This window comes from Aeromonas hydrophila subsp. hydrophila ATCC 7966, assembly GCF_000014805.1.
In the GTDB taxonomy this organism is placed as follows: Bacteria; Pseudomonadota; Gammaproteobacteria; order Enterobacterales; family Aeromonadaceae; genus Aeromonas; species Aeromonas hydrophila.
Map to the genome: position 1 here is coordinate 703,962 of NC_008570.1, position 22,084 is coordinate 726,045.

Here is a 22,084-nt window from a genome sequence, read left to right on the forward strand (position 1 = left end):
TAGCTTGCATCCACCCATGCCAGCGTTAGAATCAGGACGAAATTTTGAAAACTTATTCAATTGGGCTGTATGGGTATTGAATTAATCGGTATCGAAAAATCCTGGCACAAGGTGCCGGTACTGCAACAGGTCAGCTTTCGGACCGCTCCCGGTGAGACCTTGGTGCTGCTGGGCCCGAGCGGTGCCGGCAAGAGTTCTCTGCTGCGCATGATGAACCTGCTGGACACCCCGGATGCCGGTGTTCTGCGCATCGGTGAAAGTGAATTTTCTTTCCCGTCCAGCCTCTCCACCGCCGAGTTCAACCGCCAGACCCAGGCGCTGCGGCGCAAGGTGGGCATGGTGTTCCAGCAGTACAATCTGTGGCCCCATCTCACCGTGATGGAGAACCTCATCGAGGCGCCGGTCAAGCTGCTCGGCATGAGCAAGGCGGCGGCCATGGAGAAGGGGGGCTATCTGCTGGCCCAGCTGCAACTGGCCGACAAGCGCGACGCCTGGCCGGCTCGGCTGTCTGGTGGTCAGCAGCAGCGGGTAGCCATCGCCCGTACCCTGATGATGGACCCCCAGGTGCTGCTGTTTGACGAACCGACCGCAGCACTCGACCCCGAGATCACCAAGGAAGTGGCGGAGATCATCCGCAACCTGGGCCAGACCGGGATCACCCAGGTAGTGGTGACCCACGAGGTGGAGTTCGCCCGCAAGGTGGCCAGCCAGGTGATCTATCTGGAGAAGGGGCGGATCATCGAAGCCGGCTCCGCCGCCATTTTCCAAGCCCCGCAAACCAGCCGGTTTGCCGAATTCTTGATGCATTGATATTCAAATCGATAAGGAAGCTGTCATGAAAAAGAGTCTGTTGCTGGTCGCCGCCATGGGCCTGCTGAGCACCTCGGTGCTGGCCAAGGAGATCAAGTTCGCCACCGAGGCCACCTACGCGCCGTTCGAATACCTGGACGACAAGAACGAGTTCCAGGGTTTTGACATCGATCTGGCCCGCGCCATCTGTGAACAGGCCAAGCTGGAGTGCAGCTTCCACAACCAGGCCTTCGACAGCCTGATCCCCAGCCTGAAATTCCGTCGCTATGACGCCGCCATCGCCGCCATGGACGTGACCCCGGAGCGGGCCGCCCAGGTCGATTTCTCCGACATCTATTACCAGAACTCCGCGGTGTTCGTGACCAAGAAGGGCGCCTTCAAGGGGCCGGAAGAGCTGGTGGACAAGACCGTCGGCGTGCAGAACGGCACTTCCCACCAGTCCTATCTGGTTGACAACTGGGTGAGCAAGGGTCTGCTGACCGTACCTTACGCCAGCTACCAGAGCGCCTTCCTCGACATGATGAACGGCCGCACCGACGGCGTGTTTGCCGATACCGCAGTTGCCGCCGACTGGCTCAAGCAGCACAAGGAGTATGCCGTTATCGGCACGCCGGTGACTGACGCGAAGTACTTCGGTACCGGTTTTGGCATCGCGGTGGCCAAGGGCAATCAGGAGCTGCTGACTCAGCTGAACAAGGGGCTGGCCGACATCAAGGCCAACGGCACCTATCAGAAGATCTACGACAAATATTTCGCGCACTAAGCCATGTTGAGCCTGTTGTTGGATGCAGCCTGGATGACCCTCGGGCTGGCCTTGGCATCCCTGGTCGGGGGCATGGTGCTGGCGCTGGCGTTCAGCGCCGCCGAACTGAGCAAGCAGCGCGCGCTGGTGTGGCCGGTGGCCACCCTCACCACGCTGATCCGAGGGTTGCCCGAGCTGCTGGTGGTGCTGTTCATCTACTTCGGCTCGACCCAGGTGCTGTTCCTCATCACCGGTGAGTATGTGGAGTTCAGCCCGTTCGCCTGCGGCGTACTGGCGCTCTCCCTGCTGTTCGCCAGCTACGCCACCCAGACCCTGCGGGCCGCCCTCAATGCGGTGCCCGCCGGGCAGCGGCTGGCGGCACTGGCGCTCGGCCTTGGCAAGCGTCACATCTTCTTTCGCATCGTGCTGCCCCAGGCGTGGCGGCACGCCCTGCCGGGGCTCGGCAATCAGTGGCTGGTGCTGCTCAAGGATACCGCACTGGTCTCCCTCATCGGGGTGAACGAGATGATGCGCCAGGCCCAGATGGCCTCGGCCAGTACCTATCAACCCTTCACCTGGTATGCCGCGGCGGCCCTCATCTACCTGGCCATCAGCCTGGTGAGTGAGTTTGGCTTGAAGCAGGCGTCCCGTTACACCCGTCGTTACGGAGGCTGATCATGCAGGATTACCTGATGACCCTGCTGGGTGGCCTGGCGATTACCCTGCAACTCACGGCATTCAGCCTGCTGCTCGGTGTGCTGATGGCAGCAGCCATGACCTGGGTGCTGGAGCGTCGCATTCCGGTGGTGACCCAGCTGGTGCAGCTGTGGGTGCTGATCTTCACCGGCACGCCGCTGCTGATCCAGATCTTCCTCATCTACTACGGGCCGGGCCAGTTTGCCTGGCTCAAAGAGGGGCCGCTCTGGCCGCTGCTCAAGCAGCCCTGGTTCTGCGCCGTGCTGGCGCTCGGCTTCAATACCGCCGCCTACTCCACCCGGCTGTTCAAGGGGGCGCTCGATGCGATCCCGGCCGGTGAGGTAGAGGCCTGCCGCGCGCTCGGCTTCTCCGCCGGCCAGACTTTGTGGATGAAGGTGCGTCACGCCGCCCGGCGGCTGGTGCCCGCCTACTCCAACGAGGTGATCCTGGTGCTCAAGGGGAGTTCGCTCGCCAGTACCATCACCATCATGGATGTGATGGGGCTGGCCCAGCGCCTCAATGCCCAGACCTATGACACCCTGGCGGTGTTCACCGTGGCCGGTGCCCTCTACCTGACCATGAACGGATTGTTAACAATTGGTTTTCGTTGGTGTGAACGCAGGGCGCTGGCCTTCCAGGGCTGAAGTCGGTAGATCTACCTATTAATGGTGAGGGGAAGTGCAGGAAATCTGTGCTTCCCCTCCAATTTTTTGCATTTCCCCCCATTTTTATTCGCCGCCTGTTTATTGGCTCACAGAACCTGTGATTACAACTGTTATCAGATTGTTTTTTAGGGGGGGATCCTTTAAGGTTGGGCGCACAACAAGAAACAACCTTAAACCTACGCTTAAACATGGAGTTGATCATGAAAGTTGCCGTTCTGGGTGCCGCCGGTGGCATCGGCCAAGCCCTCGCTCTGCTGTTGAAAAACCGTCTGCCTGCTGGTTCCGAATTGAGCCTGTATGACATCGCTCCGGTGACCCCGGGCGTGGCGGTCGATCTGAGCCATATCCCGACTGACGTGAAAGTAAAAGGTTTCTGCGGTGAAGATCCGAGCCCGGCTCTGGTCGGCGCCGATGTCGTGCTGATCTCCGCCGGCGTGGCTCGCAAGCCCGGCATGGATCGTTCCGACCTGTTCAACATCAACGCCGGCATCGTCAAGAACCTGGTGGAAAAGTGCGCGGCCTCCTGCCCGAAAGCGCTGATTGGCATCATCACCAACCCGGTCAACACTACGGTCGCCATCGCTGCCGAAGTGCTGAAGAAAGCCGGTGTCTATGACAAGCGTCGCCTGTTCGGCGTCACCACTCTGGACGTGATCCGTGCCGAGACCTTCGTGGCCGAGGCCAAGGGTCTGAACGTCGACAAGGTGCGCGTCAACGTGATCGGTGGCCACAGTGGCGTGACCATTCTGCCGCTGCTCTCCCAGATTGAAGGTGCCAGCTTCACCGCTGACGAAGTGGCCGCCATGACCAAGCGTATCCAGAACGCCGGTACCGAAGTGGTGGAAGCCAAGGCCGGTGGCGGTTCCGCTACCCTCTCCATGGGCCAGGCTGCCTGCCGTTTCGGTCTGTCGCTCATCAAGGGTCTGCAGGGTGAAGCCAACGTCATCGAGTGCGCCTACGTGGAAGGCGACGGCAAACACGCCACCTTCTTTGCACAGCCGATCCTGCTGGGCAAGAACGGTGTCGAAACCGTGCTGGACTACGGCAAGCTGAGCGCCTTTGAACAAGAGGCGATGGATGGCATGCTGGCCACCCTGAAAGCCGATATCCAGCTGGGTGTCGAGTTCGTCAAGTAAGGTGTCCGGATGGACAGCAAGGGGAGCTTCGGCTCCCCTTTGTCGTTATGGTGACGGATGCAGGCGGCGCCGGCCTAAGGGGATGCCACCGGCTGCCGATAACAGGGTGCTGCAGGAGATCCTTATGATGAAACCCATTACCCTTGTCGGCCTTCTCTGTTTGCTGACGCCCCCATTGCTGACGAGCCAGGCGCAGGGGGCCGAGCCTTCCGCCTCTGCCGCCGCCGCGACGAGCGGGGCCGTGGCCGCCTCCGCAGCGGCCAGCACGCCGGCGCAGCCGGAGGCGGCGGTGCCATCTGCTGCGGCCGCTGTGCCGGCGGCTGCGGATACCACGGCTCCACCATCGGCCAGTCCGGCGACGGCCGATGCGCCGGCAGCGGCCCCCATTCCTGCACCTGCCGCCACGGATAGTGGGCGCTCACCCAATAGCCGCCCCATGACCAGTACCCCGAGCAGCAGCAGTGGGCTGAATGTGGACAGCGGCACGCTGCAGGCGGTGCCGCTCTATCGCCAGGACGAGCTGCTCAACTGGATTGAGCAGGGGCGTCACCTGCAGCAGGTGAAGCAGGACAGGTGTCAGCTTACCCAGGATATCGAGGTGCGGGCCGAGGTGATGAAGGTGCCTGCCTATCAGTTTTTGTGGGGGGACATGCTGGCCTGGGGGGTCTGTATCAAGCCCAATGCGGAGCTGGGGGTCAAATTCATGTGGGAGGCGGCCAATCAGGGGCTGGCGCCGGCACTGGAACAGCTGGGCCGTTACTACTGGAAAGGCACGCTGGTGCAAAAGGATCTGCTCAAGGCTGAGACCCTGATGCGGGAGGCCGCCAGCCTGGGCTTCCAGCGGGCGCAGATAGAGTGGGTGGAGATGCTGCTGCAGGGAATGGGCAGCCCGCTCGACTATGAAGAGGCCTACCACTGGTTGCACAGCACGGTGATCGGCGACAAGGCGCTGCACCAGAAGGCGACCAGCCTGCTGAGCCGGCTCGGCAACCGGATGCCGGCCAACGCCATCGCCCGTGCCAAGGCGATGCACTGAGCCAAAAAAATGACCCACGGATCTGCATCCGTGGGCCGGGAGGAGCCGGCCGCCGTGCCGTGACAGGCTGGCCCCTCATCTGGTTATAGTGATCAGATCGCCTTACAGATCTTGGTGGGGACCAAAAACTTCGTAATGGAGCTGGCCGGCCGGAATGCCCGCCGCGATCAGCTGCTGCTTGACTGCCTGCATGAAGCCGACGGGACCGCAGAAGTAGTAGTGGGCCTGCGGCGTGATGCGATCCTTCACTGCTCTCAGATCCATGGTACCGGCAAAGTCGTACCCTTCGCCCTGCACGTCACTGCCCTGCGGCTCCCGATACCAGACCCGGCTCAGCAGGTTGGCGTTTTGGCGGGACTTTTGCTGAATATCCTCCCTGAAGGCATGCACAGCACCCTGTTCACAGGCGTGCAGCCAGGTGATGTCGGCCTGATGGCCCTTCGCCAGCAGTTGGTTGAGCATGCTCATCATCGGCGTGATACCCACACCGGCCGAGAGCAGCACCACCGGGGTATGGCCATCGGCTTTCAGGTAGAAGTCGCCGGTGGGGGGCATCACCTCAATCTTGTCACCCGCTTGCAGATGATCGTGCAGCAGGTTGGAAACCTGACCCTGTGGCTCGCGCTTGACGCTGATGCGGTAGTGCTGGCCATTGGGCGCATCGGAGAGGGAGTACTGGCGGATCTCCTGATATTCCAGCTCGGGGTGGACCAGCTTGATGCTGAGGTACTGGCCCGGCTTGAAGTCCAGGACCGGCTTGCCATCCACCGGCGCCAGCAGGAAGGAGGTGATGAGTTCGCTCTCGACCCGCTTCTCCTTGATCAGGAAGGGGCGGGAACCCTGCCAGCCACCTGCCTGGCTCGCCTTCTCCTGATAAATCTCGCTCTCGCGGCCGATGAAGATGCTGGCGAGCACGCCATACGCCTTGCCCCAGGCATCCAGCACCTCGTCGGTGACCGCACTTCCACCCAATTCTTTGAGCGTGGCCAAGAGATGACTACCTACAATGTGATATTGTTCTGGCTGGATCAGGAAACCCGTGTGCTTGTGGGCGATACGCTCCACGGCCCCGGCCAGTGCCCCCAGGTTGTCGATGTTCTTGGCATAGGCTGCCACCGCATTGAACAGCGCCAGCGGCTGGCCGCCGCTGCGCTGGTGCGCCAGGTTGAAAATGTCCTTCAGTTCGGGGTTATGGCTGAACATGCGCTGGTAGAAGTGCTGGGTGAGCGCGGGGCCCGCCGATTCGAGCAAAGGGATGGTGCTTTTGATGACGGCGATGGTGGCTTGGTCTAACATAGGGGGTCCTTGCTAATTGAACATCTAAAATGTCACTTAATAAGCTGCATCCTAGATGTTTATTTGATCTGAATCAATAATCAATTTCCGCGCGATGCGCCACAGGCACTATGAGACTAACTAGCTATACCGATTTTGGATTGAGAGCCCTGCTCTATCTGGCGACCCTGCCGGAGGGCGAATTGTCGAGCGTGGCCAAGGTCTCCGCCTTGTATGACGTCTCCCGCAATCACATGGTGAAGGTGGTGAACCAGCTGGTGAAACTGGGCTATCTGCAGTCCCAGCGTGGCAAGAATGGCGGGATCCGGATGGCCTGTGCACCGGAGACCGTCAACATCGGTCAGGTGATCCGGGCGCTGGAAGGGAATCTGGACGGGATAGATTGCGGCTCGCCGGCCTGCCACATCGTCTCGGTCTGTCTGCTGAAGAATGCCCTGAAGGAGGCGATGAACGCCTTTCTGGCGGTGATGGACAGCTATACCCTGCAAGACCTGCTGGCCAATCGCGACGAGCTGCAGAAGGTATTTGGCGAATTGATTCCGACTCTGGTGCTGGAGCCGGATGAAGAGAGCGAGTGAGCAAGCAAAAAGGCTGCCAGTGGCAGCCTTTTTTCAATCTTCAAAGCCAGACTCGTTACGGTATAAATCAGGCATTATCCGCGCCATCTTCACCATATTGTTCTCCACTTCCAGGATCTCGATGGGGTAACCGGCCAGCCGCAGGCTGATGTTGGGCTGGGGGATCTCCTCCAGGTATTCCAGGATGGCGCCATTGAGCGTTCTGGGCCCGTCGATGGGCAGTTGCCAGCTCATCTCCTTGTTCAGCTCGCGGATGCTGGCCGAGCCCTCCACCAGGAAGGAGCCGTCCGGCTGGGGGTGGATCTCGTCGCTGGGAGCGGGGGTCATGGAGGTGGTGAAGTCGCCCACTATCTCTTCCAGAATGTCGTCCAGGGTGATCAGTCCCTGAATGTCGCCGTACTCGTCAACGATGAGGCCGATCCGCTCCTTGTTGCGCTGGAACTTGGCCAGCTGGACGTTGAGCGGCGTTCCCTCCGGGATGAAGTAGATCTCGTCCACCTCCCGCAGCAGGCTCGACTTGTTGAACTGATCCCTGGCCATCAGCCGCAGTGCGTCGCGGGCGTGCAGAAAGCCCACCACGTCGTCGATGTTGTCGCGATAGAGCAGGATCTTGGTGTGGGCGCAGTGGGCCAGCTGGCGCAGTATGGTTTTCCAGTCGTCGTTGATGTCGATGGCGTAGATCTCGCTGCGCGGCACCATGATGTGTTCCACCGTCATCTTGTCCAGATCCAGAATGCTGAGCAGCATCTCCTGATGACGCTGGGGGATGAGGCTGCCGGCCTCGTTGACGATGGTGCGCAGCTCCTCGGTATTGAGGGCGTCATCCTTGCTGGGGTTGAGCCGCAGCAGCTTGAGCAGGCCGCTGGTGATGCCGTTGATCAGCCAGACCAGCGGCGAGAGCGGCACCATCAGCCCCTTGAGCACCCAGGAGGCTGGGTAGGCAATCTTCTCCGGGAACATGGCCGCCAGGGTCTTGGGGGTCACTTCACCAAACACCAGCACGATCAGGGTCAGGCCGAAGGTGGCGATGGCCACCCCGAGATCGCCGAAGACGCGGATACAGACGATGGTGGCGATGGCCGAGGCGAGAATGTTGACCAAATTGTTGCCGATCAGGATCAGCCCCAGCAGGCGATCCGGGCGGGAGAGCAGCTTTTCTACCCGGCGGGCGGCCTTGTGTTTGGTCTGGGCCAGATGCCGCAACTTGTAGCGGTTGAGGGACATCATGCCGGTTTCGGAACTGGAGAAAAAAGCAGACAAGAGGATCAAGATAACGAGAACAATCAGCAATGTACTCGTTGAGATACTGTCCAAGAAGGGCTCCTGTGGGAGTGGGTGATAAAAAGGGCGGCGGTCAGCTCAACAAGACTTCTTTGACGAAGCGGCTGCCAAAATAGGCCAGGGTCAGAATGAAGCTGCCGATCAGGCTCAGGGTGATGACCTTGCGGCCGCGCCAGCCACGAGTATGGTGGCCCCACAGCAGCAGCACGTAGACGCACCAGGCCAGGATCGAGAGGATGGCCTTGTGGGATTTGCCCTGGGCGAACATGTCTTCGAGGAAGAACAGGCCGGAGGCAATGGAGAGAGTCAGCAGGAACAGACCCGCCGAGATGAGCTGGAACAGCCGCTTCTCCACCGTCATCAGGGGCGGCATGGCGGGCAGCTGGCTGATCTTGCGCGACTTCAGCTGCCGGTCCAGACAGGCGAGCTGCAGCGCAAACAGGCAGGCGATCATCAATACCGAGTAGGCCATCAGCGCCAGACCAATGTGCAACAGCAGCTGGGGATGGGCTTCCAGATGGGTGATGTAGCGACCGGGAATGAGGGCGCTGGCGGCCAGCAGCAGGGCCGAGAAGCTGTAGACCACCGGCAGCAGGATCCAGCCGTTGAAGCGGCGGGTGACGCAGGTCATGAAGCAGCTGATGATGAGACTGACCAGCGAGGCGACGTTGAGCATGCTCAGATTCTGGCCGGAGTGAGTCACCAGCACTTCGCCGGCCACGGCGGTGCCATGGGCGATCAGGGCCAGTCCGATGCAGGCAAACAGGGGGGCTTGTCCCACTGGTTTGGCACTGAGCAGCAGGTGCAGAGAGGCGATGATGGCCAGCAGATAGAACGCCAAGGCCAGAACAGAGATCACGATCATAACCGGGTCGTTGTCGAGCAAGCGATTGGGAATAGGAAGGGCAGTATACCTTGCACAAGATGTGCTCGCCAGTTGTGCAGCCGCCAATCCGCCCATATATAGGCAGCAGTCTGCCGCAGCGGCGCGCACCAGAAGGTGCGCCGGCACCGGCCGAAATACCAGCCGCCAGCCCTTTTTGAGGGCAGGCCACCGTCGTGTGCGGCGAATAATCGTCCTCATTGCGCCGGCTGAGGTATAATGCCCCCATTTGTTACGCCAAGAACCGGAATGCGTCATGTTTGAGAATTTGACTGAACGACTCTCGCGCACCCTGCGCAATGTCAGCGGCCGTGGTCGTCTGACCGAAGAGAACATCAAAGAGACCTTGCGCGAAGTTCGCATGGCGCTGCTCGAGGCGGACGTCGCCCTGCCGGTGGTGCGTGACTTCGTGGCTCGCGTCAAGGAGCGGGCGGTTGGCCAGGAAGTGGCCAAGTCCCTGAGCCCGGGCCAGGCCTTCATCAAGATTGTGCATGGCGAACTGGTCTCCGTGATGGGGGAGGCCAACGAGCAGCTCAACCTGGCAGCCCAGCCACCGGCCATCATCCTGATGGCGGGTCTGCAGGGTGCCGGTAAAACCACCACGGTCGGCAAGCTGGCCAAGCTGCTCAAAGAGCGCAGCAAGAAAAAGGTGCTGGTAGTCAGTGCCGACGTCTATCGTCCGGCGGCGATCAAACAGCTGGAAACCCTGGCCAATGACATCGGTGTGGACTTCTTCCCGAGCGATGCCAGCCAGAAGCCGGTCGACATCGCCAATGCGGCTATCGATCAGGCGCGCAAGAAGTTCTATGACGTGGTGATCGTCGATACCGCCGGCCGCCTGCACGTCGACAGCGACATGATGGACGAGATCAAACATCTCCACGCTACCATCAAGCCAGTCGAGACCCTGTTCGTGGTGGATGCCATGACCGGTCAGGATGCCGCCAACACCGCCAAGGCCTTCAACGAGGCGCTGCCGCTCACCGGCGTGATCCTCACCAAGGCGGACGGTGATGCCCGCGGTGGTGCCGCCCTGTCGGTGCGCCACATCACCGGCAAGCCGGTCAAGTTCATCGGTATGGGCGAGAAGACCGATGCGCTGGAGCCGTTCCACCCGGATCGTCTGGCCTCCCGCATCCTCGGCATGGGCGACGTGCTCTCTCTCATCGAAGAGGTGGAGCGCAACGTCGATAAAGAGAAGGCGGCCAAGCTGGCCAGCAAGGTCAAGAGCGGCAAGGGCTTCGATCTGGAAGATTTCCGCGAGCAGCTGGCCCAGATGCGCAACATGGGCGGCATGATGGGCATGCTCGACAAGCTGCCGGGCATGTCCGGCCTGCCGGACAACATCAAGGATCAGATGGATGACAAGCTCACTGTGCGGATGGAGGCCATCATCAGCTCCATGACGCCCAAGGAGCGTGCCCATCCCGACCTCATCAAGGGCTCTCGCAAGCGTCGTATCGCTGCAGGCTCGGGCATGCAGGTGCAGGATGTGAACAAGCTGCTCAAGCAGTTCACCGAGATGCAGCGGATGATGAAGAAGATGTCCGGCAAGGGTGGCATGCGCAAGATGATGGGGCAGATGAAGAACATGCTGCCACCGGGATTCGGTGGTGGCCGCGGCCCCTTCTGATTGCCGGGTCGTCATGCACACGTCAAGGGCTCACCATGGGTGGGCCCTTTTCATGGGGCCGCTTGTGCAAAAAATGGCTGGCTTGGTTGCAATTATTACGAATCCAAGTAGAATTACGCGGCTTATTTTAAGCTAGGGTCCGCGTGTTTGCGGGCCTTGTTCATTAGATGTTAATGAGGACGATATGGTAACCATTCGTTTACAACGTGGTGGCGCGAAAAAGCGTCCGTTCTACCAGGTAGTAGTTGCTGACAGCCGTAACGCCCGTGACGGTCGTTTCATCGAGCGCGTTGGTTTCTTCAACCCGGTTGCTTCTGGTAACGCTGAAAAGCTGAACCTGGACCTGGCTCGCATCGAGCATTGGGTTGGTACTGGTGCCGCTGTTTCTGACCGCGTTGCCAAGCTGATCAAAGACGCTGCCAAAGCTGCTTAATCAGCCAAACGGTAAGGAGTTAAGGTGGAAAAACCTGTAGTTCTGGGCACCCTGGGTACCGTTTACGGCATCAAGGGCTGGCTTAAAGTGAACTCCTTCACCGATGTTGCCGAAGCGATTTTCGATTACAACCCCTGGCTGATCAATCAGAACGGGGTGTGGCGTGAAATTCAGGTTTCATCTTGGAAGCGTCACAACAAGGGTCTGATCTGCAAACTCGATGGTATCGACGTGCGCGAGGATGCCCTGGCATTGACCAATGTCGAGATTGGCGTAGCCGCCGATCTGTTGCCTGCGTTGCCTGAGGGCGAGTTCTACTGGCGTGACCTGATTGGTTGCTCGGTAGTGACCACCAAGGGATACGACCTGGGCAAGGTGACCGAATTGATGGAAACCGGCTCCAACGATGTGTTGGTGGTTGAGGCCAATGTAAAAGATGCCTTTGGTGCGAAGGAGCGGTTGATTCCGTTCCTGGAAGAGCAGGTGATCAAGAACATTGATCTGACTGCTCGAACAATCGAAGTTGATTGGGATCCTGGTTTCTAGTTTCCCGCGCTAACACGGGTGCCGGAGGTTTCTTATGTGGATTGGGGTGATTAGCCTCTTCCCTGAAATGTTCCGAGCCATTACCGAGCACGGGGTAACGGGTCGGGCCGTCAAGAGTGGCCTGCTGCAGATTGAGTGCTGGAACCCCCGGGACTTTACCCACGACAAACACCGTACGGTCGATGATCGTCCTTATGGTGGTGGGCCCGGCATGTTAATGATGGTTCAGCCGCTGCGTGACGCGATTCATGCAGCCAAGCAAGCGGCGGGAGACGGGGCGAAAGTCATCTATCTCTCTCCTCAGGGACGCAAGCTGACTCAAGCGGGCGTGACCGAGTTGGCGACGAATCAGAAACTGATTCTGGTCGCCGGTCGATACGAAGGTATCGATGAACGCGTGATACAAACCGAAGTCGACGAAGAGTGGTCTATCGGGGATTACGTGTTAAGTGGTGGCGAATTGCCTGCCATGACCCTGATCGATGCGGTTTCGCGTCTGGTCCCGGGGGTTTTGGGCGATCAGGCCAGTGCCGAGCAGGACTCCTTCACGGATGGCCTGCTGGATCATCCCCACTACACTCGGCCGGAGTTGTTGGATGGATTGGCGGTGCCAGAGGCGCTGACAAGCGGCAATCACGAAGTGATTCGGCGCTGGCGGCTCAAGCAATCGCTCGGACGAACCTGGCAGAGAAGGCCGGAACTTATTAACAACCTAGCTCTGACTGACGAGCAAGAATCACTTCTTGCCGAGTATGTCCGCGAAGTGCGTGACAGCGTTAAGTAGAGTTTTCAGTTTATCCTAGGTAAGGAAAGACAATGAGCAAGATTATTCAGCAGCTTGAACAAGAGCAACTGCGTACCGACATCCCGGCTTTTGCCCAGGGCGACACCGTACGTGTTCAAGTTCGTGTTAAAGAAGGTGGTAAAGAGCGTCTGCAGGCTTTCGAAGGCATCGTTATTGCCAAGCGTAACCGCGGTCTGCACTCTGCTTTCACCGTTCGCAAGATCTCCAACGGCGAAGGTGTTGAGCGTGTATTCCAGACTCACTCTCCGCTGATCCACAGTGTAGAACTGAAGCGTCGTGGTGATGTTCGCCGCGCCAAACTGTACTACCTGCGCAACCTGTCCGGCAAAGCTGCTCGTATCAAAGAGAAGCTCAACTAATTCGATTCGAATTGGTGTCGGTATGTCGGCGAAAAGCTCGACAGGTAGTGAAAAGGCTCGCCAATGGCGAGCCTTTTTTGTATCCGCTTTCGGGTGTGTCGGCTCAACCTGGCTGGCTGACCCGCACCACCGAGTTGTCGCGTCCGAAGGGACCGGGCACGTAGTCATCCGCCGCCCAGTCGTTGTCGTAGTGGGTCTCCCCGTTGGGTTGCACCAGCTGGTAGCAATACTCGAAATGAGCGGGACCGTCGGTCGGCAGATTGAGGGTGGTCTTGAACTCACCGCTCTTCATCCGCTTGAGCTCGATGGGTTGCCACTGGCTGAACTCCCCCAGCAACAGCACCTGCTCGGCCTCTCCTGCTGCCTCTTTTTCCACGGCAAAGGTCACCTTGACCTCGGGGCGGGACTTGAGAAATTGCTTGTTGATCGGCATGACGCCTCCTTGTCCTGATTGCGAAGAAATAGCTGCTGGCTATTTTTATATCACTTTATGACAAAGATGTTGATAACAGAGATCAAGCGGGCAGGGCAAAGTGGCGCTGCAGCAGCCCGTGGGTAAAGCCTATCTTGAGGTAAAAGCCGCGCGGCAGGGTCATGATCGGTTGGCCATTGCGGCCGATGGCCCGGGTCAGAGCCTTGTTGTTGGCCGCTTTGGGACGCAGTTGCAGCACCTGGCCGTGGCGGGCGCTGATCTGCTCCACCTCTCCCAGCACTATCATGTCCATCAGCTCTTCCCAGTCTTGGCGCAGCAGCCGCTCCTCCTCTTCATTCGGACTCCACAACAGCGGCATGCCGATCCGGCGCTCACCGATGGGGATCTCGCGGCTGCCCTCCACCGGGATCCAGAGCACGCGGGAGAGCTTGTTGCGCACATTGGATAGTTCCCACTGCTGGCCGCTGACACCGATCAGCGGTGCCACGCAGACGAAGGTCGTCTCCAGCGGTTTGCCCTGAGGATCGATGGGGATCGTCTTGAGTTCGATGCCGAGATCCGGGAAGTCCTGTTCGGGCTTGCTGCCGGCGCTGGCCCCCAGCTGCCACTCGATCAGCTGGCCAACCCAGCCCTTGTCACGACGCAGATCCGCCGGCACGGCGATGTCGGCCGTGGCGGCCAGCTGGGCCAGCGTGAAGCCCGCCATGGCATAGGCGCGGGCCAGCAATTCCTGCTCTGACTGGGGGTTGGTGGGCATGGGTCACTCCTGCAAAGGGGGATTATTCTAGCAACTCTGATCCTCGCTGAGGATCGCTGTTTTTATAACCGATCCTGGCAGGGGTATGCACAGGGGGGGCTGTTTTGTGAGTAAGTGCTTATCATAATGATTTTAAACGAATTTGTCTCTATGTCGTCGGTCATTGATCGGCAGGATCCAGGCTCAAAATAGTTGTCCAAGGGTTTGCTCGCGCTGTTGCACACAGTTATCCACAGAAATCTTGGATAACTGCCGGCAAGTGCTAATAGTTGGCTCATTGTTACAAAAAAATGTGAAACAGCACCGATTTTAACGGCGATTCCAGAGCAGATAGTGTGCCACTCCTGTGGATAAAATAGCCGTGGTGGATCTTTGAACAGTCGAACTTGTTCACAATCGAGATCCCGGATCGCCGGCCGTGAAAGACATGGATCTTGATCCAGCATTGATTGTTTAACACCATGTATTTAAATACATATTCTGTTTTTATCAACATGGGGTATGCTGTCGCCTGGTTTGGATCAGATAAATGAAACTACTGTATATACCTGCTTGCTCACAGGCTTATGCACAGTCTGGGTGGGCAACTTGGCTCAGTTGATCCTTGGATTTGTTTATAAGTCGGCTTGAAATTGAAAGTTATTCATGAGTGGGGGATCGCAGTCCCTGTTTGCTGCCACGAGGTGAATGTGGAACAATCCCCTTATAGATTCAGCCTTTATAAGGTGATCACGTGATAGATGGCGACGGGTTTCGTCCCAATGTCGGAATCGTGATCTGTAACCGTGACGGACAAGTATTGTGGGCTAAGCGCTATGGGCAGCACTCCTGGCAGTTTCCGCAGGGAGGGGTTGATGATGGTGAGACGCCGGAGCAGGCCATGTATCGTGAGCTGTATGAGGAGATAGGCCTCAAGCCCGAAGATGTGACCATCATGGCCACCAGTCGCAACTGGCTGAAGTACCGCTTGCCCAAACGCCTCGTTCGTTGGGACAGTTCACCGGTCTGTATTGGCCAAAAACAAAAATGGTTCTTGCTGCAGCTGGATCCGGGCAGGGAGTCCAGGATCCAGTTCGGCTGTCATGGTCATCCCGAGTTTGATGACTGGCGTTGGGTCAGCTTCTGGTACCCGGTTCGTCAGGTCGTCTCCTTCAAGCGGGAAGTCTATCGACGGGTAATGAAGGAGTTTGCCCCGCTGGCAATGCCGGTGCCGGCAGTTCAGGTCAACAAGAAGGATGGGCGGCGCAATCGCCCCCGTTAAGGAGCACAGATTAGTTGTTAACGGAACTCAGACGCATCGTCGAAAGCATGGCCGAGGCCAATACCCTCGAGCTGGCCTTGCAGGCACTGGTCAGCCAGACCCGGCTGGCCATGATGGTGGACTGCTGTTCCGTTTATGTCTCAGAACCCGAGATGCGCCGCTACCGACTGGCCGCGACCGATGGTCTGGCCGAGTCGGCGGTGGGCAAGGCCACCCTGCCGTTCGAGCAGGGCATCGTCGGTCTGGTGGGTCAGCGGGAAGAGCTGATCAACCTGGCCGATGCCCCCTCCCATCCCAGCTTCAAGTTCCTGCCCGATGTGGCCGAAGAGGCGTTTCGTTCCTTCCTCGGCGCCCCCATCATGCATCAGCGTCAGGTGGTGGGCATTCTGGTGGTGCAACAGAAGGAGAGCCGTCTCTTCGATGAGGGGGAAGAGTCCTTCATGGTGACCCTGGCGGCCCAGCTGGCGGCCCGGATCGCCCAGGCTCAAGCCAAGGGCTGGTTGCAGAAGACCGACTGGAGCAAGCCGCTGCGTGGCATTGCCGGTGCCAGCGGCATCGCCATGGCCAAGGCCTGGGTGTGGCGGCCGCGCAAGGAGCTCAACTCCATCACCCCACGCAAGGATGAGGATCACGCCAGACAGCTGGAGCGGCTGAATGTGGCGGTGGAGGAGGTGCGCCACGATCTGGAGAGCCTGGCACTGCGGTTTCGCGAGAGCTACAGCCAGGACTCGGTCGCCATCTTCGACATCTACCTGCATCTGCTGAACGATCCGGGCTACATCAAGCCCATTCGCAACAAGGTGAGCAAGGAGCACTGGACGGGGGTATCGGCGGTCAAGCTCATCAGTGACCGGCTGATCGATCAGTTCAAGGGGATGAAGGATCCCTACCTGCAGGAGCGCTCCACCGATGTGAAGGACATCGCCCAGCGACTCATCAGCCGGCTGGTGCAAAACGAGCCAGAGCATATCGCCATCGGCGAGCCGGTGGTGCTGGTGGCCGACGAGGTGACCGCTACCATCCTGGCCGAAGTCCCCCGCGAGTTTCTGACCGGGGTAGTGTCGCTCAAGGGGGGCACCAACTCCCACGCCGCCATTCTGGCTCGCGCCATGGGGGTGGCGGCCATCATGGGGGTGGATCTGCCGCTCGGCGACATCGGTGGTCGCATGCTGGTGGTCGATGGTTACAGCGGCGATCTCTTCATCGAGCCCAATCAGGTGATCCTGACCGAGTACCGCCAGCTGCTGAGCGAGGAACGGGCGCTCGATACTCTGGTGCGCAGCGTCGACAACCAGCCCTCCGAGACGGCCGATGGCGTGCCAGTCTCTCTGCTGCTCAACGCCGGGCTCAGTGCCGACACCGAAATATCCCTCAATCAGCTGGCGGACGGGGTCGGCCTCTATCGCACCGAAATCCCCTTCATGCTGCAGGACAGCTTCCCCTCCGAGTGGGAGCAGACCGCCCGTTATCGCGGCATTCTGGAGACCTACCGCAACCGGCCGGTCTGCATGCGGACCCTGGATGTGGGCGGCGACAAGCAGCTGCCCTATTTCCCCATCGTCGAGGAAAACCCCTTCCTTGGCTGGCGGGGGATCCGGCTCACCCTGGATCACCCAGAACTGTTCCTGGTGCAGCTCAAGGCGATGCTGCGGGCCAGCGAAGGGTTGGACAATCTGGCCATCATGCTGCCGATGATCAGCAGCGTCAGTGAAATCAAGGCTTCCCGCCGCCTGCTGGATCAGGCCTGGCGAGAAGTGTCGGAAGAGGCGGCCAGCCGTGAGGCGGTGATCCGCTACCCGAGCCTGGGGGTGATGATCGAGGTGCCTTCCGCCCTCTACATCCTGCCCGAAATGGCACCGCTCATCGATTTCTGGTCGGTGGGCAGCAACGATCTGACCCAGTACCTGCTGGCGGTGGATCGCAACAACGCTCGCGTCGCCAACATCTACGATGCCTTCCATCCGGCGGTGATCCGCGCCCTGCAACTGCTGGTCGATGCCTCCCATCGTTACCAGAAGCCGGTGTCGGTGTGTGGCGAGCTGGCCGGTGATCCGGTCGGGGTGCTGCTGCTGCTGGCCATGGGCTATCGCCGCTTCAGCATGAACACCCACAACATCGCTCGCATCAAGTACGTGCTGCGCCAGTCCACCCTGAGCGAACTGACGGTGTTGCTGACGGATGGCCTCAAGCACGACAACCCGCACGTGCTGCGCGGCCTGTTTGCCCGCTATCTGGAAGAGCACGGCCTGGGCGGTTTGCTGCGCGCCGGTCACAAAACGAAACAGACTGATTGATAATCATGCCTTGTCCCTGCTGACGAATGATCGGAAAATGCGGCTTTTCTTATGACTGGGGCCGCATATGCAGCACGATGGATATTGGGTTTTCTCGCAGATTGATCCCGTAGCATTCAGTTTGGGACCACTATCGGTACGCTGGTATGGTCTCATGTACCTGTTTGGTTTCGCCTTTGCCATGTGGCTGGCGGGGCGCCGCGCGGATGCGCCGAATAGTGGCTGGACTCGCAACGAGGTCTCGGACCTGCTGTTTTACGGCTTCCTCGGGGTGATCCTGGGTGGCCGGGTCGGTTACGTGCTGTTCTACAACTTCGACATGTTCCTGGCCGATCCTCTCTACCTGTTCAAGATCTGGACCGGTGGCATGTCGTTCCACGGCGGCCTGATCGGGGTCATTACCGCCATGGTCTGGTTTGCCCACAAGACCAATCGCCACTTCTTCACCGTGGCTGACTTCGTGGCACCGCTCATTCCGTTCGGCCTCGGCGTCGGCCGCATCGGCAACTTCCTCAATGGCGAGCTGTGGGGCCGGGTCACCGATGTGCCCTGGGCCATCATCTTCCCGGAGGCAGGTCCCGAGCCGCGTCATCCGTCCCAGCTCTATCAGTTCGCGCTGGAAGGGGTGGTACTGTTCATCATCCTCAACCTGTTCTGGCGCAAGAACCCGCCCCGGGGCGCCATCTCCGGCATGTTCCTGCTGTTCTACGGCCTGTTCCGCTTCCTGGTGGAGTTCGTACGCCAGCCGGACAGCCAGCTCGGTCTCTACTTCCAGGAGATCAGCATGGGCCAGATCCTCTCCACCCCGATGATCATCATCGGTGCCCTGATGATCTGGGTTGCCTACAAGCGCCCGCAGCTGTTCGGTAACAGCGTCAAGGAGGCAAAGTAATGCGAGCCTATCTCGACCTGATGCAGAAGATCCTCGATGAAGGGACCGTCAAATCCGACCGTACCGGTACCGGCACCATCTCCCTGTTCGGCCATCAGATGCGCTTCAATCTGGCGGAAGGCTTCCCGCTGGTCACCACCAAGAAGTGCCACCTGCGCTCCATCATTCACGAGCTGCTGTGGTTCCTCAATGGCGATACCAACACCGCCTACCTAAAAGAGCACGGCGTCAGCATCTGGGATGAGTGGGCCGACGAGAACGGCGATCTGGGGCCGGTGTATGGTGCCCAGTGGCGCTCCTGGCCGGCGGCTGACGGGTCTGTCATCGATCAGATCCAGAAGGCAGTGGACGACATCAAGCACAATCCGGATTCGCGCCGCATCATCGTCTCCGCCTGGAACGTGGGCGAGCTGGACAAGATGGCGCTGGCTCCCTGCCACGCCTTCTTCCAGTTCTACGTGGCCGACGGCAAGCTCTCCTGCCAGCTCTACCAGCGCAGCTGTGACGTGTTCCTCGGCCTGCCGTTCAACATCGCCAGCTACGCACTGCTGACCCACATGATGGCCCAGCAGTGTGACCTGGAAGTGGGCGACTTCGTCTGGACCGGTGGTGATGTGCACCTCTACTCCAACCACATGGAGCAGACCGCGCTGCAGCTCACCCGCGAGCCGCGCCCGCTGCCGACTCTGGTGATCAAACGCAAGCCGGACTCCATCTTCGATTACAAGTTCGAGGATTTCGAAATAGAGGGTTACGACCCCCATCCCGGCATCAAGGCGCCCGTCGCCATCTGATGTGAAAGGCGCCCATGAGGCGCCTTTTTTATGCATAAAAACCACAGGATATTCATTCTGATGACTGGGCTTCGAGTGATATCCGTATGGGAGAAAACCTGCTTATAGCAGACATGTTTGATTTTGCCTTCGGTTTTCTCGTTGTATTTCGCAGTAAGAAACGATTTTCCATTAATTGTTATGGGATATAGACTCAAAACAAAGTAATACTGTGGATAATTTAACCATGAGCGACGTAATCAAAAAGTTCCTCAAGCTGGAGGCCGCCTCCGGAATAATTCTGATCATGGCGGCTATGCTGGCGATGATCCTGGCCAACAGCGGCCTGGCCGGCAGCTATCAGGCCTTCCTCGATACCCAGGTGCAGGTGCGCATCGCCGCCCTCGACATCAACAAGCCGCTGCTGCTCTGGATCAACGATGGCTTCATGGCCGTCTTCTTCCTGCTGGTCGGCCTCGAAGTGAAGCGCGAGATGCTGGAAGGGGCTCTCTCTTCCCGGGTGCAGGCCACCTTCCCGGCCATCGCCGCGGTGGGCGGCATGCTGGCGCCCGCGCTCATCTATGCCTTCTTCAACTACTCGGATGAAGTGGCGCGTGCCGGCTGGGCGATTCCCGCCGCCACCGACATTGCCTTCGCCCTCGGGGTGATGGCGCTGCTGGGCAAGCGGGTGCCGGTGAGCCTCAAGGTGTTCCTGCTGGCGCTGGCCATCATGGATGACCTGGGTGTGATCATCATCATCGCGCTGTTCTACACCCAGCAGCTGTCGCTGACGGCGCTGGCGATCGGCATCCTGGCGACCCTGACCCTGCTGTGGATGAACCGCCGCGGCGAGGATCGGATCAGCCTCTACATGCTGGTGGGGCTGGTGCTCTGGGTGGCGGTGCTGAAATCGGGCGTCCATGCGACCCTGGCCGGGGTCATCGTGGGCTTCATGATCCCGCTCAGCGGCAAGCGTTATGCCTCGCCACTCAAGCAGCTGGAGCATGCCCTGCACCCCTGGAGTGCCTACCTGATCCTGCCGCTGTTCGCCTTTGCCAATGCCGGGGTGTCGCTGGAGGGGATTGGTCTCTCCGCCCTGCTGAGCCCGGTGCCGCTCGGCATCATGCTGGGTCTGTTCATCGGCAAGCCGCTCGGGGTGTTCACCATCAGCTGGCTGGCGGTGAAGCTCGGCATTGCCCAATTGCCCAACGGGGTCAATTTCAAACAGATCTTCGCGGTCAGCATCCTGTGTGGCATCGGCTTTACCATGTCGATGTTCATCGCCTCGCTGGCCTTCGAGCACGGCGGGTTGGATTACGGCAGCTATTCGCGCCTCGGGATCCTGGTGGGATCGACCCTGGCGGCGATCGTCGGTTATCTCGCCCTGCGCATAGCGCTCCCGAACCGGGAGGCCGACCAAAGCACGGAGGGGTTATGAAAAGACTAGGATGGCTGGCCTTGCTGGCGCTGAGCCAGACGGCCTGGGCCGGCAGTCTGCAGGATTGCCAGCAAGATGCGGCCTCGGCCGGCTGCTCGGCCTACCTCAACGGGGTGGTCGACAGCGCCCTGATGCTGGGGGACAAGCAGGCCAAGGCCCAGTTTGGCGAGACCTTCGCTGAACGGGCACTGAGCAGCCGGGCCGGCGAGCGGGTCAAACAGTCCAACAAGCGTTACTGCGGGGAGCGGATGCCGGATCCGGCCCGCCTCAAGGCCCATCTGCAGGCGCAGTTCGACGCGAACAAGGTTGACTCGATCAGCGACATGTATGACATTCTGGCGGCTGAACTCAGTTGCTACCGGAGTCCGCGCAGCGCGGGAACCCCATCGGATGTCACACCTTAACTACAACCATCTTTACTATTTTTGGATGACTCAGAAGAAGGGCTCCGTCACGCAAGCGGCGGAAGCCCTCTTCTTGACCCCGCAGACCGTCACCGGCCAGATCAAGCTGCTGGAGCAGCGCCTGGGCGGCAAGCTGTTGATGCGCAAAGGGCGCTCCCTCGAGGCGACCGAGCTGGGTCAGCTGGTGTTTCGCTATGCCGACAAGATGTTCAGCCTCTCCTACGAGATGCTGGATATCGTCAACTACCGCAAGGAGAGCCAGATCCTGTTCGACGTCGGCATCGCCGATGCGCTCTCCAAACGCCTTGCCAGCCGGGTACTGCTCTCCGTCATCCCCAACGACGGCTCCATCCACCTGCGCTGCTTCGAATCGACCCACGAGTTGCTGCTGGAACAGCTGAGCGAGCACAAGCTCGACATGATCCTGTCGGACTGCCCGGTGGACTCCAGCCAGCACGCCGGCCTGCTCTCCAAGCGGCTTGGTGGCTGCGGGGTCAGCTTCTTCTGCAAGGCGCCACTGCCATTGCTCCCTTTTCCGGCCTGTCTGGAGGAGCGCAAGCTGCTGATCCCGGGCCGGCGCACCGCCATGGGCCGCCAGCTGACCCAGTGGTTCGAGCAGCAGGGCGTATCGCCCAGCATCCTCGGCGAGTTTGACGATGCGGCCCTGATGAAGGCATTCGGCTTCTTCAACCAGGGCATCTTCATGGCTCCCACCATCTATCGGGAGGAGATCCTGGAGGGGGAGGAGGTGATGCTGCTGGGGGAGACCCAGGATCTGATGGAGGAGTACTACGTCATCTTCGCCGAACGGATGATCCAGCATCCGGCGGTAAAACGGGTATGCGAGAGCGATTTCTCCTTTCTGTTTGCCGGTCAGGAGGATTTCACCACGATTCAACCGGCAACCCTGTCATTTTAAATCGACGGGCCACA

Annotated in this window: 24 protein-coding genes; 19 read left to right on the top strand and 5 right to left on the bottom strand. The window is 59.7% G+C overall.

What is annotated here, in order from left to right; translation table 11 throughout:
- Positions 1-69: 69 nt before the first annotated feature.
- From AHA_RS03295 to AHA_RS03320, 6 genes are all read left to right on the top strand, one after another.
- Positions 70-810 carry an ATP-binding cassette domain-containing protein gene (locus tag AHA_RS03295; protein WP_005308671.1) on the top strand — a complete coding sequence of 247 codons (741 nt, stop codon included), beginning with the start codon at positions 70-72 and terminating at the stop codon, positions 808-810.
- 25 nt (positions 811-835) lie between these two features.
- Entirely contained in the window at positions 836-1,573 is a 738-nt protein-coding gene (locus tag AHA_RS03300; protein WP_011704620.1) for a transporter substrate-binding domain-containing protein, read from the top strand.
- Positions 1,574-1,576: 3 nt separating this feature from the next.
- Positions 1,577-2,227 carry an arginine ABC transporter permease ArtQ gene (artQ, locus tag AHA_RS03305; RefSeq protein ID WP_011704621.1) on the top strand — a complete coding sequence of 217 codons (651 nt, stop codon included), beginning with the start codon at positions 1,577-1,579 and terminating at the stop codon, positions 2,225-2,227.
- Positions 2,228-2,229: 2 nt separating this feature from the next.
- Positions 2,230-2,892 (top strand): arginine ABC transporter permease ArtM, encoded by a 663-nt coding sequence (gene artM / locus AHA_RS03310; RefSeq protein ID WP_011704622.1) that lies wholly within the window; start codon positions 2,230-2,232, stop codon positions 2,890-2,892.
- A gap of 221 nt (positions 2,893-3,113) precedes the next feature.
- Entirely contained in the window at positions 3,114-4,049 is a 936-nt protein-coding gene (gene mdh, locus AHA_RS03315) for a malate dehydrogenase (RefSeq protein ID WP_011704623.1), read from the top strand.
- Between the two features lie 436 nt (positions 4,050-4,485).
- Complete coding sequence (locus AHA_RS03320; RefSeq protein ID WP_016349413.1) at positions 4,486-5,085, top strand: tetratricopeptide repeat protein; 600 nt, start codon at positions 4,486-4,488, stop codon at positions 5,083-5,085.
- A gap of 102 nt (positions 5,086-5,187) precedes the next feature.
- Here AHA_RS03320 and hmpA read toward each other — a convergent pair whose 3' ends face one another.
- Entirely contained in the window at positions 5,188-6,381 is a 1,194-nt protein-coding gene (gene hmpA, locus AHA_RS03325) for an NO-inducible flavohemoprotein (RefSeq protein ID WP_011704625.1), read from the bottom strand.
- 110 nt (positions 6,382-6,491) lie between these two features.
- On the opposite strand from hmpA, the gene AHA_RS03330 reads away from it, so the two are divergent.
- Positions 6,492-6,959: an Rrf2 family transcriptional regulator gene (locus AHA_RS03330; protein WP_011704626.1), complete on the top strand. Its 468-nt coding sequence runs from the start codon at positions 6,492-6,494 to the stop codon at positions 6,957-6,959.
- Positions 6,960-6,992: 33 nt separating this feature from the next.
- Here AHA_RS03330 and AHA_RS03335 read toward each other — a convergent pair whose 3' ends face one another.
- Positions 6,993-8,273 (bottom strand): HlyC/CorC family transporter, encoded by a 1,281-nt coding sequence (locus AHA_RS03335; protein WP_011704627.1) that lies wholly within the window; start codon positions 8,271-8,273, stop codon positions 6,993-6,995.
- A 40-nt stretch (positions 8,274-8,313) separates the two neighbouring features.
- Complete coding sequence (locus AHA_RS03340; RefSeq protein ID WP_011704628.1) at positions 8,314-9,105, bottom strand: cytochrome C assembly family protein; 792 nt, start codon at positions 9,103-9,105, stop codon at positions 8,314-8,316.
- Between the two features lie 274 nt (positions 9,106-9,379).
- On the opposite strand from AHA_RS03340, the gene ffh reads away from it, so the two are divergent.
- The 5 genes from ffh to rplS all read left to right on the top strand — a co-directional run bounded on the left by ffh (position 9,380) and on the right by rplS (position 12,899).
- Positions 9,380-10,756, top strand: coding sequence for a signal recognition particle protein (gene ffh, locus AHA_RS03345; protein WP_011704629.1), 1,377 nt, complete (start codon positions 9,380-9,382; stop codon positions 10,754-10,756).
- Positions 10,757-10,940: 184 nt separating this feature from the next.
- Positions 10,941-11,189, top strand: coding sequence for a 30S ribosomal protein S16 (gene rpsP / locus AHA_RS03350; protein WP_005341383.1), 249 nt, complete (start codon positions 10,941-10,943; stop codon positions 11,187-11,189).
- Between the two features lie 24 nt (positions 11,190-11,213).
- Positions 11,214-11,735, top strand: a complete 522-nt coding sequence (gene rimM, locus AHA_RS03355) for a ribosome maturation factor RimM (protein ID WP_011704630.1) — start codon at positions 11,214-11,216, stop codon at positions 11,733-11,735.
- Positions 11,736-11,769: 34 nt separating this feature from the next.
- A complete protein-coding gene (gene trmD, locus AHA_RS03360; protein WP_011704631.1) occupies positions 11,770-12,519 on the top strand; it encodes a tRNA (guanosine(37)-N1)-methyltransferase TrmD in 750 nt (249 codons plus the stop codon).
- A gap of 32 nt (positions 12,520-12,551) precedes the next feature.
- On the top strand, positions 12,552-12,899 hold the full coding sequence (gene rplS, locus AHA_RS03365) for a 50S ribosomal protein L19 (protein WP_005313505.1): 348 nt from the start codon (positions 12,552-12,554) through the stop codon (positions 12,897-12,899).
- Between the two features lie 103 nt (positions 12,900-13,002).
- Here the strand turns inward: rplS and AHA_RS03370 are convergent, their stop codons facing one another.
- Complete coding sequence (locus AHA_RS03370; protein ID WP_011704632.1) at positions 13,003-13,332, bottom strand: isoamylase early set domain-containing protein; 330 nt, start codon at positions 13,330-13,332, stop codon at positions 13,003-13,005.
- A gap of 82 nt (positions 13,333-13,414) precedes the next feature.
- Positions 13,415-14,089, bottom strand: a complete 675-nt coding sequence (mutH, locus tag AHA_RS03375; protein WP_011704633.1) for a DNA mismatch repair endonuclease MutH — start codon at positions 14,087-14,089, stop codon at positions 13,415-13,417.
- Between the two features lie 733 nt (positions 14,090-14,822).
- Between mutH and rppH the strand changes: the two genes are divergently transcribed.
- The 7 genes from rppH (at position 14,823) to nhaR (ending at position 22,070) form a co-directional block, all read left to right on the top strand.
- Positions 14,823-15,350, top strand: coding sequence for an RNA pyrophosphohydrolase (gene rppH / locus AHA_RS03380; RefSeq protein ID WP_011704634.1), 528 nt, complete (start codon positions 14,823-14,825; stop codon positions 15,348-15,350).
- Positions 15,351-15,364: 14 nt separating this feature from the next.
- Positions 15,365-17,644 carry a phosphoenolpyruvate--protein phosphotransferase gene (gene ptsP, locus AHA_RS03385; protein ID WP_011704635.1) on the top strand — a complete coding sequence of 760 codons (2,280 nt, stop codon included), beginning with the start codon at positions 15,365-15,367 and terminating at the stop codon, positions 17,642-17,644.
- Between the two features lie 67 nt (positions 17,645-17,711).
- Positions 17,712-18,536 (top strand): prolipoprotein diacylglyceryl transferase, encoded by an 825-nt coding sequence (gene lgt / locus AHA_RS03390; RefSeq protein ID WP_011704636.1) that lies wholly within the window; start codon positions 17,712-17,714, stop codon positions 18,534-18,536.
- On the top strand, positions 18,536-19,330 hold the full coding sequence (thyA, locus tag AHA_RS03395; RefSeq protein ID WP_011704637.1) for a thymidylate synthase: 795 nt from the start codon (positions 18,536-18,538) through the stop codon (positions 19,328-19,330). The genes lgt and thyA overlap by 1 nt, the downstream gene beginning before the upstream one ends.
- Positions 19,331-19,556: 226 nt before the next feature.
- Complete coding sequence (nhaA, locus tag AHA_RS03400; protein ID WP_011704638.1) at positions 19,557-20,747, top strand: Na+/H+ antiporter NhaA; 1,191 nt, start codon at positions 19,557-19,559, stop codon at positions 20,745-20,747.
- Positions 20,744-21,151 (top strand): Rossmann-fold NAD(P)-binding domain-containing protein, encoded by a 408-nt coding sequence (locus tag AHA_RS03405; RefSeq protein ID WP_026080223.1) that lies wholly within the window; start codon positions 20,744-20,746, stop codon positions 21,149-21,151. The genes nhaA and AHA_RS03405 overlap by 4 nt, the downstream gene beginning before the upstream one ends.
- Positions 21,138-22,070: a transcriptional activator NhaR gene (gene nhaR, locus AHA_RS03410; RefSeq protein WP_011704639.1), complete on the top strand. Its 933-nt coding sequence runs from the start codon at positions 21,138-21,140 to the stop codon at positions 22,068-22,070. Before AHA_RS03405 ends, nhaR begins: the two co-directional genes overlap by 14 nt.
- Positions 22,071-22,084: the final 14 nt, after the last annotated feature.

Bases quoted from the DNA above. Each gene is read 5' to 3' on its own strand.
- mutH (WP_011704633.1), bottom strand. From the start codon at position 14,089: ATGCCCACCAACCCCCAGTCAGAGCAGGAATTGCTGGCCCGCGCCTAT.
- AHA_RS03295 (WP_005308671.1), top strand. From the start codon at position 70: ATGGGTATTGAATTAATCGGTATCGAAAAATCCTGGCACAAGGTGCCG.
- hmpA (WP_011704625.1), bottom strand. From the start codon at position 6,381: ATGTTAGACCAAGCCACCATCGCCGTCATCAAAAGCACCATCCCTTTG.
- rpsP (WP_005341383.1), top strand. From the start codon at position 10,941: ATGGTAACCATTCGTTTACAACGTGGTGGCGCGAAAAAGCGTCCGTTC.
- AHA_RS03405 (WP_026080223.1), top strand. From the start codon at position 20,744: ATGAAAAGACTAGGATGGCTGGCCTTGCTGGCGCTGAGCCAGACGGCC.
- AHA_RS03370 (WP_011704632.1), bottom strand. From the start codon at position 13,332: ATGCCGATCAACAAGCAATTTCTCAAGTCCCGCCCCGAGGTCAAGGTG.
- AHA_RS03300 (WP_011704620.1), top strand. From the start codon at position 836: ATGAAAAAGAGTCTGTTGCTGGTCGCCGCCATGGGCCTGCTGAGCACC.
- artM (WP_011704622.1), top strand. From the start codon at position 2,230: ATGCAGGATTACCTGATGACCCTGCTGGGTGGCCTGGCGATTACCCTG.
- nhaA (WP_011704638.1), top strand. From the start codon at position 19,557: ATGAGCGACGTAATCAAAAAGTTCCTCAAGCTGGAGGCCGCCTCCGGA.
- AHA_RS03340 (WP_011704628.1), bottom strand. From the start codon at position 9,105: ATGATCGTGATCTCTGTTCTGGCCTTGGCGTTCTATCTGCTGGCCATC.
- trmD (WP_011704631.1), top strand. From the start codon at position 11,770: ATGTGGATTGGGGTGATTAGCCTCTTCCCTGAAATGTTCCGAGCCATT.
- rplS (WP_005313505.1), top strand. From the start codon at position 12,552: ATGAGCAAGATTATTCAGCAGCTTGAACAAGAGCAACTGCGTACCGAC.
- AHA_RS03330 (WP_011704626.1), top strand. From the start codon at position 6,492: ATGAGACTAACTAGCTATACCGATTTTGGATTGAGAGCCCTGCTCTAT.
- ffh (WP_011704629.1), top strand. From the start codon at position 9,380: ATGTTTGAGAATTTGACTGAACGACTCTCGCGCACCCTGCGCAATGTC.
- mdh (WP_011704623.1), top strand. From the start codon at position 3,114: ATGAAAGTTGCCGTTCTGGGTGCCGCCGGTGGCATCGGCCAAGCCCTC.
- thyA (WP_011704637.1), top strand. From the start codon at position 18,536: ATGCGAGCCTATCTCGACCTGATGCAGAAGATCCTCGATGAAGGGACC.
- nhaR (WP_011704639.1), top strand. From the start codon at position 21,138: ATGTCACACCTTAACTACAACCATCTTTACTATTTTTGGATGACTCAG.
- lgt (WP_011704636.1), top strand. From the start codon at position 17,712: ATGCAGCACGATGGATATTGGGTTTTCTCGCAGATTGATCCCGTAGCA.
- AHA_RS03320 (WP_016349413.1), top strand. From the start codon at position 4,486: ATGACCAGTACCCCGAGCAGCAGCAGTGGGCTGAATGTGGACAGCGGC.
- artQ (WP_011704621.1), top strand. From the start codon at position 1,577: ATGTTGAGCCTGTTGTTGGATGCAGCCTGGATGACCCTCGGGCTGGCC.